General features: G+C 68.1%; 12 protein-coding genes. 6 read left to right on the forward strand and 6 right to left on the reverse strand.

The genetic code is table 11. The features are described from left to right. Positions 1 to 283: 283 nt before the first annotated feature. Positions 284 to 586: a muconolactone Delta-isomerase family protein gene (locus tag ACIBB8_RS30090; protein WP_398957420.1), complete on the reverse strand. Its 303-nt coding sequence runs from the start codon at positions 584 to 586 to the stop codon at positions 284 to 286. 169 nt (positions 587 to 755) lie between these two features. On the opposite strand from ACIBB8_RS30090, the gene ACIBB8_RS30095 reads away from it, so the two are divergent. From ACIBB8_RS30095 to ACIBB8_RS30110, 4 genes are all read left to right on the forward strand, one after another. Further along, positions 756 to 1679: a LysR family transcriptional regulator gene (locus ACIBB8_RS30095; protein ID WP_398957422.1), complete on the forward strand. Its 924-nt coding sequence runs from the start codon at positions 756 to 758 to the stop codon at positions 1677 to 1679. A gap of 175 nt (positions 1680 to 1854) precedes the next feature. Beyond that, the gene (locus ACIBB8_RS30100) at positions 1855 to 2568 is read left to right on the forward strand and encodes an SDR family NAD(P)-dependent oxidoreductase (protein ID WP_398957424.1); all 714 of its coding nucleotides are present in this window, start codon (positions 1855 to 1857) and stop codon (positions 2566 to 2568) included. Positions 2569 to 2616: 48 nt separating this feature from the next. Further along, positions 2617 to 3027: a nuclear transport factor 2 family protein gene (locus ACIBB8_RS30105; protein WP_398957426.1), complete on the forward strand. Its 411-nt coding sequence runs from the start codon at positions 2617 to 2619 to the stop codon at positions 3025 to 3027. A gap of 422 nt (positions 3028 to 3449) precedes the next feature. Then, positions 3450 to 4103: an IS6 family transposase gene (locus ACIBB8_RS30110; RefSeq protein WP_398957427.1), complete on the forward strand. Its 654-nt coding sequence runs from the start codon at positions 3450 to 3452 to the stop codon at positions 4101 to 4103. Positions 4104 to 4287: 184 nt separating this feature from the next. Here ACIBB8_RS30110 and ACIBB8_RS30115 read toward each other — a convergent pair whose 3' ends face one another. The 3 genes from ACIBB8_RS30115 to ACIBB8_RS30125 all read right to left on the reverse strand — a co-directional run bounded on the left by ACIBB8_RS30115 (position 4288) and on the right by ACIBB8_RS30125 (position 10330). Then, entirely contained in the window at positions 4288 to 8400 is a 4113-nt protein-coding gene (locus tag ACIBB8_RS30115) for a GDSL-type esterase/lipase family protein (RefSeq protein WP_398957429.1), read from the reverse strand. A 351-nt stretch (positions 8401 to 8751) separates the two neighbouring features. Next, entirely contained in the window at positions 8752 to 9678 is a 927-nt protein-coding gene (locus tag ACIBB8_RS30120; RefSeq protein WP_398957431.1) for an alpha/beta fold hydrolase, read from the reverse strand. 136 nt (positions 9679 to 9814) lie between these two features. Continuing rightward, positions 9815 to 10330: a cupin domain-containing protein gene (locus tag ACIBB8_RS30125; protein ID WP_398957433.1), complete on the reverse strand. Its 516-nt coding sequence runs from the start codon at positions 10328 to 10330 to the stop codon at positions 9815 to 9817. Positions 10331 to 10491: 161 nt separating this feature from the next. Here ACIBB8_RS30125 and ACIBB8_RS30130 point away from each other — a divergent pair, with 161 nt between their 5' ends. Continuing rightward, positions 10492 to 11088, forward strand: a complete 597-nt coding sequence (locus tag ACIBB8_RS30130) for a TetR/AcrR family transcriptional regulator (protein ID WP_398957435.1) — start codon at positions 10492 to 10494, stop codon at positions 11086 to 11088. Between the two features lie 200 nt (positions 11089 to 11288). Here the strand turns inward: ACIBB8_RS30130 and ACIBB8_RS30135 are convergent, their stop codons facing one another. After that, positions 11289 to 11513 (reverse strand): hypothetical protein, encoded by a 225-nt coding sequence (locus tag ACIBB8_RS30135; protein WP_398957437.1) that lies wholly within the window; start codon positions 11511 to 11513, stop codon positions 11289 to 11291. Between ACIBB8_RS30135 and ACIBB8_RS30140 the strand changes: the two genes are divergently transcribed. Beyond that, the gene (locus tag ACIBB8_RS30140; protein ID WP_384375751.1) at positions 11512 to 11649 is read left to right on the forward strand and encodes a hypothetical protein; all 138 of its coding nucleotides are present in this window, start codon (positions 11512 to 11514) and stop codon (positions 11647 to 11649) included. The two genes, ACIBB8_RS30135 and ACIBB8_RS30140, sit on opposite strands and share 2 nt — an antisense overlap. Here ACIBB8_RS30140 and ACIBB8_RS30145 read toward each other — a convergent pair. Next, positions 11610 to 12713: a serine hydrolase domain-containing protein gene (locus tag ACIBB8_RS30145; RefSeq protein ID WP_398957439.1), complete on the reverse strand. Its 1104-nt coding sequence runs from the start codon at positions 12711 to 12713 to the stop codon at positions 11610 to 11612. The genes ACIBB8_RS30140 and ACIBB8_RS30145 overlap by 40 nt on opposite strands. Positions 12714 to 12902: the final 189 nt, after the last annotated feature.

Below are 12902 nucleotides of genomic sequence, written 5' to 3' on the forward strand. Positions count from 1 at the left end.
CGAGCCCGCAGGTGGGCAGCGCCGAGCACTGGCCTCGGGACGACATCCAGCAAACTTTCCCGGCCGCTCTGGGGGGCCGTTAACGCCGCCTTGCAAGCTGTTGCCACTCGGCCGACCGGCTTCGATTCTGTCGCATTCTGTCAGGCAGGTCGTCCAAACCACTTTGGTTCAGTCACGAAGTCGCACCCGACAAACGGGTCGCCCAGGGACTCCCGGAGTGCCTGGCAAGCCCAGTTTCTGAAACGAACGAAGCCAGCCAGGAGATCAGCAGAGCGTGGGTGCGTCAGCGGGTACTGGACCCATTGCCCGGGTCGTTGGGGTGGGGTTCGAGTGGAGTCACCCTGGGCGTCATCCACGGGCGCAGCGGGAGGGTGCCGAGTACCTTCTCGTGGAGTTCGTTCTCGTCGTTAGCCCGCCAGATGCCGATGCTGCGGAGTTCGCCGACGGGGCGCCACAGACGGGCGAGATGGCCGGTGGCGGCCAGTTCGCGGGCGCGGGCGGCCTCGGCGGCGCGGAGGCGGTCAACCTCCTCCTGAGGGGTGCCCTCGGGGATGGTGGTGGTGATCTCGACCAGGAACTCATGCATCGTCCGGCTCCGTTCGTTCGCGCGCCAGGCGGGGCCCGGGCGCTGTCTCCGCTCCGTCGTCCCGGAGCGGCATCATGTGCTCATCGTGCGTGCGGGGGCGGAGTGTGTGCCACGACTCGTGTCCTCTCGGGTGAGAGGCGCGGGCTCTCACGGCCCGTAGCATGGGGGCGTGGAGCTGCGTCAACTCCGGTATTTCGTGGCGGTGGCCGAGGAGCTGAACTTCGGCCGGGCCGCCGAGCGACTATGGATTGCCGGACCGTCCCTGTCCCAGCAGATCAAGTCGCTCGAACGCGATCTCAAGGTGCGCCTGTTCGATCGTGACCGGCGTTCGGTGGCGCTCACCCCGGCCGGTACCGCGCTGCTTCCGCACGCGCGGGCCCTGCTGGACCGGGCAGAGGACCTCCAGCGGATGGCGGGCCGGCTGTCCGGTTCGGATCCGGTGCGGCTGGGCTACGTCAACTGGCTGCCCACCGATCTGACGGCACGCACCTCGGCGGTGGCCCGGGTGCACCTCGACGCGTGGGTCGCCCCCTCCCACGCGCAGGCCGCCCGGGTCGCGGACGGCAGCCTGGACCTCGCCGTGTGCTGGGTTCGCACCGAAGACCTGGAGCGGCAGGACCTCACCGCCCGGCTGATCGGAGCCGACCAGCTCTATGCCGTGTCCACGAGCGCCGCGACCGGCGCCGTACGCGCCCGTGACACCGTCGTCCTGGTGGACGACGACACCACCTCGTGGTCGTCCTGGAACGTCTACGCTGAAGAGTTGGCCCGCGCCACCGGCGCCCAGGTCGAACGCATTTCGGACAACGGCATCACCGGACCCGCCTTCTTCGACCACGTCCGCCGCATCGGGCGACCAGTCATCAACTCTCCCAAGGGTCAGACCACTCCACTGCCGCCTGACCTGGTCCGGCGGCCGGTGGCCCCTGAGGTCCACTGGACGTGGTCCCTGGTGCGGCGGGCCGACGAGGTACGCCCCTCGGTTCTCGCCGTCGTCGAAGCGCTCTGCGATGGCGTCGGGGACCTCGGCCTGCGTGGTGACGGCGTCTGGCTTCCCGACGGCGATCCGCACCGGCACACCCCTGCCTCGTAGCGCCGACCTCGCCTGCGAGGTTTCCCCTCTCAGGTGGGAGGAGGCTGGTCCCGGCGGCGCGTTGCCCGCCCTCTCGCCGCGCCCTACCGTCGAGACGTCGACCGGTGGCCACAGCCGAGGTCGAGGAATCCCACCCCATCGCCGAGCCGCGCTCGGCTTCCCCTGGAGGTATGTCATGGGCATTCAGGATCAGAAGGTCGCCGTCATCACCGGCGCCTCGCAGGGCATCGGCGCCGGCCTCGTTACGGCCTACGCCAAGCTGGGCTACGCCGTCGTCGCCACCTCACGCACGATCGCCCCCGTCGACGACACGGGCATCCTCACCGTCCCCGGCGACATCGCCGACCCGGCCACCGCCGAGCGCGTCATCGCCGCCGCCATCGAGCGGTTCGGCCGCATCGACACCCTGGTCAACAACGCGGGAATCTTCGTCGCCAAGCCCTTCACCGACTACACCGCCGAGGACTACGCGAAGGTGACCGGAGTGAACCTGACCGGGTTCTTCCGCCTCACCCAGCTGGCCGTCGGCCAGATGCTCGCCCAGGGCGGCGGCCACATCGTCAACATCACCACCAGTCTCGTCGACAACGCCGACGCCCGGGTCCCCTCGGTCCTCGCCTCCCTGACCAAGGGCGGCCTGCAGTCCGCGACCAAGTCCCTTGCGATCGAGTACGCCACCCGCGGCATCCGGGTGAACGCAGTCTCCCCGGGCACCATCCGGACCCCGATGCACGCCGAGGAGACCCACGGGTTCCTGGCCGGCCTGCACCCCGTCGGCCGTCTGGGCGAGATCAGCGACATCGTCGACGCGGTCGTCTACCTGGAGAACGCCCCCTTCGTGACCGGCGAGATCCTCCACGTCGACGGCGGCATGAGCGCCGGCCACTGAAGCCGGCCGTCCACCGACAACACCCCCGGAACGACGAAGGAGCACGACATGTCCAGCATCGAGACAGGCGACCACGCCGTCCTGCGCAGCGTACTAGACCGGTGGAAGACCGCGGTCGACAAACACGAGCCCGACCTGGTCGCCGCCCAGTTCACCGAGGACGCGACCTTCCAGGGCCTGCACCCGTACAGTGTCGGGCGCCCGGGAATCGCCGCGTACTACGGCTCCCAGCCCCTCGGACTGACCACCGAATACCGCATCCTGGAAACCCGGCGCCTCGCCGACGACCTCGTACTCGGCTACCTGGCCGTGGACTTCTCCTTCACCGACCGCCCGACACTGAGTGTGTACCTCAGCGCGCTGGTGCGGCTCACCGCGGACGGGTGGGCCATCGCCCACTACCAGGTGTCCCGCCTGGACGCCGCTCACGAGGCGTCCCCGGAGATCTCGACACCGTGAACCGATGGCCGCGAAGAGGCGGGCGCAGGCTGGAGCCAGAACGCGCCCCCTTCATCTTGGCCGTTCCGCCTGCTACGCCCGGGCGGAACTGTGCCGGTCAACTCGGACAGCGCGCCGGCTGGTGCGACCGGCAACGCCAGCTAACCCACGCGACAATCTTCCATGACGTCCGGAACATGTCGAAGACCGTGAGCCAACATCGCTAGAAGTGCAGACGACGATCTGGAGGACCTGTCCCACAACTCGCGCAACCTACCGCGTTCATCAACTGGTTCGGGGCACGAGGTCATGATCGGGCGGCGTAGTCGATCCAGGCGTCGGTGAGAGTCTGCAAGGTCCCAAGGGTCGCGCCGGACGGCGCTGTCACGTTGGCTGACCGGGTGGGATGATCTTCGGGTTGATCATGGTGGAGGGGGTTGTCCGTGGGCAGTACGCCGCCGTCGTACAAGGGGCACTGGTACCCGGTCGAGGTGATCTCCCGCTGCGTGTGGCTGTACTTCCGCTTCCCGTTGTCATTCCGTGAGGTGGAGGAGCTGATGCTGCAGCGCGGCGTCATTGCGTCCTACGAGACGATCCGCCGGTGGTGTCTGAAGTTCGGACAGTCCTACGCCAACGCGCTGCGCCGCCGACGTCCCCGCCCCGGCGACACGCGGCACCTTGACGAGGTCTTCATCACGATCAACGGCGGGCAGAAGTACCTCTGGCGCGCGGTCGACCAGGACGGCAACGTGCTGGACATCCTCGTCCAGAACCGGCGCAACAAGGCCGCGGCCAGGCGCTCCTTCCGTCGGCTCCTCAAAGGAATCGGGGCCGTGCCGAGGGTGAACGTCACGGACAAGCTCCGTTCCTACGGGGCGGCCCACCGCGAGGTGATGCCCTCGGTCGAGCACCGCTCCCACAAAGGCCTAAACAACCGGGCCGAGAACTCCCACCAGCCAACGAGGCAGCGCGAACGCGCCATGAAAGGCCTCCGCAGCGTCGGAGGAGCTCACAGATTCCTGTCCGCGTTCAGCGGCATCTCACCCCACTTCCGGCCACGCCGGCACCGGATGACCGCCCCGACCACCGCAGCGTGACCCAGGCCCCCGCCCAACCCCCACACGCCCTCAACCGATCAACACCCCACCAACGTGACAACGCCCACCGCCGAGCTCCTCGCCAGCCCGAGGCCCGCATCACCCGGATCCGGGTGATGCGGGCGCCCGTCTCCGACGGACCGAAGTCCGCCGAAGACGGGCGCGCATGTGCCGGGGAAGTGGCTCAGGAGCGGTAGTCCCACAGGAACAGCGACCGTCCGGGATCGGTCCGCGCGGCGTTGACGCCGTCGCCCCGGGTGTAGTTGTTGCCCTCGCTGCCGGCCCAGTCCAGGATGGGCCCGCCCGAGGTCTGCAGGTGCTGGAACACACTCGCGTCACCGGCGGACGAGCCGAACTGGTACAACCTGGAGGTGTCGGCGTAGGGCCAGTACGGCGCGTACGGGCCTTCCGGCGTGAGCTGCTTGGTCAGAGTGTTGTGGAAGAACACGTTCTGCGGCCCCGTGGAGCCGGACCAGCCGACACCCTTGCTGCCCGCGGCCCAGTAGACGGGCCACCAGGTGCCATCGTCCCCGGCGCCTCCCTCGCCCCCGCAGTTGGTGTTGCACTCGCCGGAGGAATGGTTGTACGGCACGTGCACGGTGTTGTTCTCGAACAGGTTGCGGCGTTCCCAGCCGCCGTGCAGGTTCAGGTCGGAGTCGAAGTCGTTGCCGATGGCGACGTTGCCCGAAGCCGACCACTGGAAGGTGAAGTGACGTAGGTTCCGGCTGGTGTTGAAGGCGTACAGGGAGTCCCAGACGCGGGATCCGCGCAGGTAGCCGTTGCCGCCCTTGCCCTTGTTCCACGAGCCGTCGAAGACGTTCCGCTCGATCTGGATGTTCCTGGCCACCTCGGTGACGACCGGGTGCGAGCCGACCATGTCGGCACGCACACCGCGCACCCAGGAGTCCGCAGCCCACTTGAAGACGATGCCGTGCATGGCGTACTCGGGCGCCATGTTGCCATAGTTGTGGACCGCTTGGTCCGGGGTGAACTGGTAGGTGCCGCCACGGAGCTTGGGCAGGCCGTTGAGGTCCTCGGTGAAGGAGAAGTCCTCGAAGCCCACATCGGTGATCATCTTGAGCGGGGTGACCTTGCTGACGTACGGCTTGCCGCCCACGCCCAGCGGAGGGGAGCCGTCCGAGGTGGAGTCCACCGGGACGTCGAACTCCAGCGGCTTGTCGATGGTGACGGTGTGCTTGGCGGCGTCCACGGAGATGATGCTGAACACCTGCTGGCGCATGTGCAGGTTCTCCAGCCGGCCGTCCTCCGCCGTCGCTCCCACGACCTGCTGTGTCTGGTAGAACTTCAGACTGTTCGCCGCGCCGACCCACAGGTCGCCGCCCGGCTTGAAGAGGTCCATCTTCGCCTTGGCGTTCAGCTGGATGGTCCGGTCGCCCTGGTGCGCGGCGTAGTTGGCGTCGGCCGCTGAACCGGCCACGGCGACACCCGACTCCCAGTGCTGGTTGATCGAGCCCTCGAAGATGTCACGCCGGTTCTCCGGGATCTGGGACGGGAAGCCGCAGATCGAGGCGTACCGCGCGGCGGCCTCGCGGGTCTGGACCCGGAACAGTCCGCGTCCCGGCCAGATCCAGCCGCCCGTGCCGACGTTGTAGCCCGTGGTGAACTCGCACCTGTGGATCGTCGAGCTCTGGTCCCAGCGATCGCCGCTATCGGTGAGGACGTCGTAGCGGGTGTTCTTGTCGGGGCGGAAGACGATCCGCGAGCCGTTCGCCGGGTCCGACCCTTGTCCCCGGATGACCAGGTAGGACGCGTCCACGGACAGCTGCTTGCTGACGTCGAGGATGCCCTTGGGTAGTTCGATGACCGACAGTCGGCCCGGATTCGCTGACGGTGTACAGGAGTTGCGGATCCGGTCGATCGCGGCCTGCAGCCCCGCCGTGTCGTCCTGCCCGTCGTCGGCCTTCACACTGAACTGCTGCTCGAGGACGGACGGCGTGAAGTGGCAGGCGGGGTCGGGGTTGCGGGAAGCGGCGCCCGGAAGCACCTCGCCGGCGCGGTATCCGGCGCGGCTCCAGTCCGGCAGCCCGTCGACGGGAGCGCGGCGATTGCTCTTGCTCAGCACCGTGCTGTTGTCGACCGCCCCCTCGACGTCCCCGGGCTGGACGGACGGTTTGCCCACGCAGGACGAGAACACCGGGTTGTCGCCGAGCCTCGCCGCGATCTGCGTCAGGCAGGCGGACAGAGCCTGCTGTCCGTAGTGGTTGGGATGGATAGCCTCCTGCTGGTTGCCCTGGGCCTGCCACGGAAGGTCCTTGAGGCCTTCGATCACATACGGCACCCAGCGCACCCACTCGGCCTGCTCGGCCGGGACCGGGGAGGCCAGCGTGCGGCTCGAATCGGCCTGCCGTGTCGTCCTGTTGCACAGCTCGTGCCCGGCGAACGCGTCCTGGAGGTCGAGGAAGGAAACCCCGGCCTCGTTCGCGGCGCCGCGGAGCATGGCACTGATCCGGGGCACCACGGAAGTGTGCGCCCAGTCGCTGTCCGCGTCCAGGAACGGGCAGCCGCCACGGAGGTAGCGGCTGTAGTTGGCCGGCGGGAGCGGGGCGTTCTCCGGGTCGCGGTAGTCGCCGCCGAGCGGCAGGGGGTTGGGGTAGGACTGCAGCACGATCTGGTACGTGCCGTCCTCCTGGCCGGCCTCACGCAGCGTCGTGCGGATCGCCTCGACCGACTGGACGACCTTGGCCCGCGCCGGGCCGAGTCCGTCGGCGAACTCCTTCTCCTTGGCGTCGCGGCAGCCCTTGTTGAACAGCGACGGGTAGAAGTACGCCTTGACGCAGTCCTGGAGGATGTCGGCGAACTTCAGGTCGTTGCCGCCGATCGACAGCACCACCAACCGGACGTCGTTGTTCTGCGCGATGTCGCGCAGGTCGTCGATCTGGGGCCGCTGGCCCTTGAAACCGGTCGTCGTGACGTTGTCCGTCGTCGCGCCGGAGCAGGCGATGTTGAACCGCCTCTCCACCGGTACGTCCTCGAAGGTCAACCCCCTGATCTCGGCGGAGTCGGAGCGGTCGCAGGCGCTGCCGCCCTGGTCGTACGACGTGTCGCCGTAGACCTTGGTCAGGTCGTGGTCGCAGACGCTCTCCTCGCCGTTGCAGTTCACCGCGGCGCGGTCGGTGCCCCATGCGGAACCGGTCGCGGAGGAACCGGCGTTGCCGGCCCACCGTCCGCCCTCACCGGAGATGTAGCTGTCGCCCATGGAGACCACCGCGGTCGGCAGACCGCAGGTGTCCGCGGCGGCGGCCCGTGCGAGGTTCGGCGCCGTGGGGTTGTAGGTGGTCGCGTACCGGAAGGTCCACCCGTTCGTGCAGTCGGTGGCCCTCACCGGGGCGAACCGTACGGGCCAGTGGTCGGATTCGCCCTTCTGCTCGCTCCGCGTCACCACGAGGTTCTCCAGCTGGTCGCTGGCGATCATGTAGTCCAGCGCGAACTGGGACTGCTGCGTGTAGACCGGTGTACCGTCGGGTTTTCCGTTCTCCGTCGCGTAGAACGTGTTGGGGAACCTGGCGCGCGTGGCGTCCGCGAGGCTGTTGAAGTCGCCCAGGGCCCGCCACGACTTGCCGGCCATCTGCCCGGTGATCGTGGTGATCAGCGCGACGGTGTGCGGATTGGGCTTGTCGCCGGAACGGATCGACGCGGCATGGATGTTGAAGTACCAGGTGCCGCCGACCTCGACGCCGAACGCGGGGCGGGACCTGATCCACTTGTTCTTGGGGTCCTCGGCCGGGAAGATCTTGACGCGGTCCTTGAGGTCGCCGATCTTCTCGGGTACCTGGCGCAGCCAGATCGCCATGGACTTCGTGGCGTTACGAACCGTGTCCGGCGTCCCGGCGTCACCCTCGTCTGTCTCCGCCTGGTCGTCGGGGTCGGTGCCGGGAGTGGTGGGGGGAGGGGTGCCGGGAGGGGTGGTGGGGTCGGGGCCCCAGGCATTCTTGTCCAGGATCTTCAGGTAGAGCAGGACACCGTTCTTCGTCCTGGTGCTCTGCCTGCCCCACTCCTTCGCGTAGAGCCGGTACTTGAGGCTGGGATAGCCCTTCGGAGTCGTCGTGGTGTCGTCGGTGTTCTCGGCGATCACCTCGGCGTCCTTGATGAAGCCGTCGGGAGGCGTGTTGGCCTCCTGCAGGGCCACGACGTTAGCCCTGGGGAGCAGCTTCGTCTTGACGTCGTACCACGAGGTGCCGCCCTGCATGTTGAACGTGACGGCCGGCTCGTCGACCTGCTCGATCGCCTGTGCGGTCACGGGCACGAACAGCGTGACGAGCGAGGCGAGCAGCGCCACGCACAGGGTCTGCGCCAGAGCGAGCCTCGGCCGGGATTGGGGCCTCGGCCGGGAATAGGGCCTGTGCCGGGAACCGGGTCCCGGCATGCGTATGGACAAGGGTTTGCCTCTCTTTCCTGCCCGCCGCAGTCCCCCGCGGGACCCGTGAGCCGGTGCCGGTCACTGCAGCGGTCCTCTGATGCGACAGAAGAGGACTGGGCGATTCAGTCGTGGATGTGGCCGGGTGGGGTGTGGTGCAGGTGAGGTATCTTGCTGACCGGCCCGAACGTAACAACCCCCTGGAGCGCGGGCGATGGCGCCGCGTACCGTCGCCGTGGCCTGGGTGCCCGCTGTCAGTCCACCGGGGGGCCATCACTCATGCGCCTCCGTGGCGCTCTGGGCTGACGGGGGACGGGGGACTGGTGGCGCCGCGTCTGCTCGGGCCTTGAAGAACCTGATCAGTTCGCGGCTCAGCAGCTCTGGCTTTTCCTCCGAGAGGAAGTGGCCGGCGTCGGGGATCTCGACGAACCGGATGTCGGTCGCCAGGTCTTCGTTCGAGGCGCGGGACAGTGCGAGGTAGCGGCCGCCGGGCACCAGGACCGGCATGGTCAGCTTGGGGAAGCCGGCCGCGACTCGCAGGTCTTCGCGGAGTGTCCGGTACCAGCCGGCCACCGCACGGATCGCTTCGACGGAGTCGTAGGCACGGGCGTAGATCTCCCAGCTCTTCTCGTCGATGGCCTCGGGGGCGACGGTGAGCTGATCCGCGGACCAGTCGACGAGGGTCCGGTAGCGGCCCGCGAGCAGTCGCTCGGGAAGCTCGTCGAGCTGGTTGAAGCCCAGGTGCCACGCGTTCAACCCATTCGGCGCGGGCAGGGCGGGAAGGTCCCCCAGTTCACTCGTCGGTGCCCCCGGCTCCCACATCGCCAGTCTGGCGGTGCTCTCGGGGAATTGGGCGGCGAAGAAGTAGGCGATCCAGGATCCGACGTCCTCGCCCGCGACGTTGACCCGGTCATAGCCCAGGTGCCGGACGAGTTCGTGGACGTCGCGTGCCATGGTGGCCTTGTCGTACCCCGATTCGGGCTTTTGAGACTCGCCCATTCCCCGATATTCGCAGACGATCACCCGAAAGTGCTGCGCGAGTAGGGGGATCATCGTGCGGTACTGCCACCAGGTGCGGGGCCAGCCTGGGAGCAGTACGAGCGGTTCGCCCGAACCGCTGCTCACATAGTGCAGACGGACTCCGTTGACATGGGCGAAGCCATGCTCGAAAGATTCGAATGGTTCGGGTTCGGTGGGCATGTGTACTCTCCTACGGGAATGTACCGGCCGTCGGATATGCAAGAGAGAGGTGCCCGCCTGGGCGGCACCGACGGAGCCCGGCCGCCCAGGCCGTGCGGGATCGCGTCGCGCGGGCGGCTCCGTCACCGCGGAGGTTCTAGCTGGGGTCGGGGAGGATCTCCGTGGCATAACGCTCCATCAGCTCCGTCGGGGGCTCCCCGATGCTGAGCTCCCGAATGGGCGGCGCCACCCCCGGCTCGGCCGGTGTGGCGCCAGTGAGGAGCAGTTCCTCCATGCCGCCCGGAGTGAAGAAGAAGATCATCTTGGCCGCGTGGTAACCGCGGTTGCGGAAGCGGTGCCGAGTACCCCGCGGGACGAAGAAGAATCCGCCCGCTCCGGCGGTCACGGTTTCGTCGCCGTTGAGGAACTCCAACTCCCCGGAGATCACGTAGAACGCCTCGTCGTGATCGTTGTGGACGTGCGGTGCGGGTCCCCCTTCGGGCGGCACCGTCGCCTCCAGGAACGTCAGCGCCCCATTGGTCTCCTGTCCGCCGACCTTGAGGGTGTAAGTGTCGGCGAACACCCAGGCGGTCTCCCCCTGCCCGGAGGGAACGTAGATCGCGCTTCTCTTCGTGTACCGGGGGTCCGTCGCGTAGGGATCGATCAGACTCATGGCTCTCCTCACTACCGAGCAGCAGTATCCTAACGATCATTAATAAACTATTCCGAGCCCATGACGACGTGTCAACACCGCGCCTCGGTAGGCTGCGGGAGGGCCCAGCTTCGAACGGGCGACCGAGGCGCCAGCGGGCGAGAGAAGGGCAGGAGAGGTTCATGCCGGGTGGTCGACCTCGCAGCTACGATCCCGAGCTGGCGCTGAACGCGGCCATGCTGACCTTCTGGACCCAGGGCTACGAGGGCACCGCCATGTCCCACCTCACCGCGGCCATGGGGATGAGCGCCCCCAGCATCTACGCGGCGTTCGGCGACAAGGAGACCCTCTTCCGCACAGTCGTCGAACGCTATATGGCCGGTCCCGGGGCCTACATGCAAGCCGCCCTCGACCAGCCGACGGCCGAGGCACTGGCGCGCACTTTCCTGCACTCCGCCGTGGAGGCGGTCACCGGCGACCGCACCCCGCACGGCTGCCTGATCGTGCAGGGCGCGCTCGCCGTAAGCCCCCGCTCGGCCTCGGTGCGGGAATACCTGACCAGGCTTCGGGAGGACGGGGTGAAGTCCCTGGCCGACCGGCTGCGGTCCTTCTCCGGCGCCGACGGTCTGCCTCCCGGCTCCGACCTCTCGGCCCTCGCGCGGCTCCTGGTCACGGTCGTCCAAGGACTCGCCGTCCAGGCCGCTTCGGGTGTGCCGCGCGAAACGCTTCACACCATCGCCGACCAGATGGTCACGTGCTGGCCGCGTCGAGCGGATTGAACCTGGCGGCAGTCGGCAGCGGCCCGTGGCCACCCGCGGTGGGGTCTTGCAACGACAGCGACCGGGACAACATCTTCCCCAGTGGACTGCCCGCCGGATCCCCAGAAGAAGCCCTCGACTGCGCAGGCACCAGCGCGAACACGCCTCGCGCTACCGAACCGACTTCGACCTCGCCTCATGATCCACAAGATCCACGTCACTCAGAAAGCAACGCACCCTCGCTTCGGTGGCCCCAGGCCGCCTTCCTGCAACCGCTTGCGTCCGGCAGCGGTCACAGAGATCGAGCGGGCAGCGGCAACGGGCATGGCAGACAGGGCGATCGCGAGAAGTGGATCAAGACAGCGGCAGGCTGCCGTATCCACGACGGCCACCGCGAACCGCCCATCACCGGACACGTCATCCAGATCGGGCTGAATGACCGTCATGCCCACACCCGCCGAGTCCACCTCGACCTCACTGGCCCAGAGGCTGACCGGCCGTGCCCGCACCGCCTGGCCGCAGCTGGGCCCGACCGGAGAGTCTCAGCTGGTGGCGGCCTTCGCGATCAGCTCGCTGATCTGATCGACCGCGGCGGAAGGGCCGGGGAAGAAGCGGTTCTTGGTCAGCGCGAAGGAAATGCCGGTCGCGGTGTCGGCATACGCCGCGCTGCCTCCCATGCCGGGCATGCCGAAAACGCTCAGCGTCTCCGGCGGGTTGGCTCCGGGCCGACCGAGGTTGTAGCCCAGCGCGCGCGGCATCGGGAAGCCGACCATTTGGTCGACATCGTCCGTGGCCAGGGCCGTGACCTCTCGCAGCCGCTCGTCCGAGACCAGCCGGACACCGTCCACCTCACCAAGCAGCGCGGCGTACATCCTGGCCACCGCGCGGGCGGACATCGTGCCGCCCGAGGGAATGTCCGACGTGAGCACCACAGGGTTGTTGCCGTATGCGGCGCTGGGGGTCACGGCGGGCGGCGTGGCCTTGACGATCGGCAGGTCGGCGGGCATCGCCGCCATCATCTCGGCGGTGCCGGGCGCATCCTCGAGTCGGGCGAGGCGGCCGAGCCGGGACTCCGGGACGCCGAAGAACAGCTCGTCGGCGATGCCCAGCGGCGCCGCGATCTCCTGCTCAAGTACGTGCGAGATCGGCTTGCCGGTGACCCGGCGGACGATTTCGCCCATCACGAAGCCCCAGGTCATCGCGTGGTAGCCGGTCTTGGTCCCGGGCTCCCACCAGGGCTTGGAGCCGGCGATCAGGGCACACATCCGGTCCCAATCAGCCAGGTCCTGCACCGTGAGGTCGGACGGCACTGCCGGGACGCCGATGGAATGGGTCAGCGCGTGGCGGATGGTCGCCTTGTTCTTGCCGTGGGCGCCGAACTCGGGCCAGAGCTCCACGATCGGCCTGTCATAGTCAAGGGCGCCGCGGTCTGCGAGGACGTGCACCACCGTCGCAGTCACACCCTTGCCGGTGGAGGCGCTGTAGAAGGGGATGTCCGAGGTGACCGGACGGTCGCTGTCCGGATCGGCGACGCCCGCCACCGCGTCCACCACCAGCTCACCATGCTGGTACACCGCGACCTGGATCCCCAGCTCGGCGCCGCACTCCACCAGTTGGTCAATGGCCTGTTGTACAAGCTTCTGCATGATGTTCATGCCCTCTCGATCTTTGGCTGCGGTGCTTGTGGGCACCGTTCACCCGAGAGTCGGCGCCAACGGTGAGATCTCGACATCTCCACATTCCTCGTCGGTTTCCCCACGCCGTCGGCGCTCGGCCTGGTACGCGGTCCATGCGAGTTCCCCCTGCTGTGTGGCCTCTGAGGAGGATCGGAGGGA

The sequence above is a fragment of the Streptomyces sp. NPDC051286 genome, from assembly GCF_044455345.1.
Classification (GTDB): Bacteria; Actinomycetota; Actinomycetes; order Streptomycetales; family Streptomycetaceae; genus Streptomyces.

What these genes read in the sequence shown, in the direction of transcription:
- ACIBB8_RS30140 (WP_384375751.1), top strand. Translation starts at nt 11,512, where the DNA reads ATGCCCACACCCGCCGAGTCCACCTCGACCTCACTGGCCCAGAGGCTG.
- ACIBB8_RS30100 (WP_398957424.1), top strand. Translation starts at nt 1,855, where the DNA reads ATGGGCATTCAGGATCAGAAGGTCGCCGTCATCACCGGCGCCTCGCAG.
- ACIBB8_RS30130 (WP_398957435.1), top strand. Translation starts at nt 10,492, where the DNA reads ATGCCGGGTGGTCGACCTCGCAGCTACGATCCCGAGCTGGCGCTGAAC.
- ACIBB8_RS30125 (WP_398957433.1), bottom strand. Translation starts at nt 10,330, where the DNA reads ATGAGTCTGATCGATCCCTACGCGACGGACCCCCGGTACACGAAGAGA.
- ACIBB8_RS30135 (WP_398957437.1), bottom strand. Translation starts at nt 11,513, where the DNA reads ATGACGGTCATTCAGCCCGATCTGGATGACGTGTCCGGTGATGGGCGG.
- ACIBB8_RS30120 (WP_398957431.1), bottom strand. Translation starts at nt 9,678, where the DNA reads ATGCCCACCGAACCCGAACCATTCGAATCTTTCGAGCATGGCTTCGCC.
- ACIBB8_RS30105 (WP_398957426.1), top strand. Translation starts at nt 2,617, where the DNA reads ATGTCCAGCATCGAGACAGGCGACCACGCCGTCCTGCGCAGCGTACTA.
- ACIBB8_RS30090 (WP_398957420.1), bottom strand. Translation starts at nt 586, where the DNA reads ATGCATGAGTTCCTGGTCGAGATCACCACCACCATCCCCGAGGGCACC.
- ACIBB8_RS30145 (WP_398957439.1), bottom strand. Translation starts at nt 12,713, where the DNA reads ATGCAGAAGCTTGTACAACAGGCCATTGACCAACTGGTGGAGTGCGGC.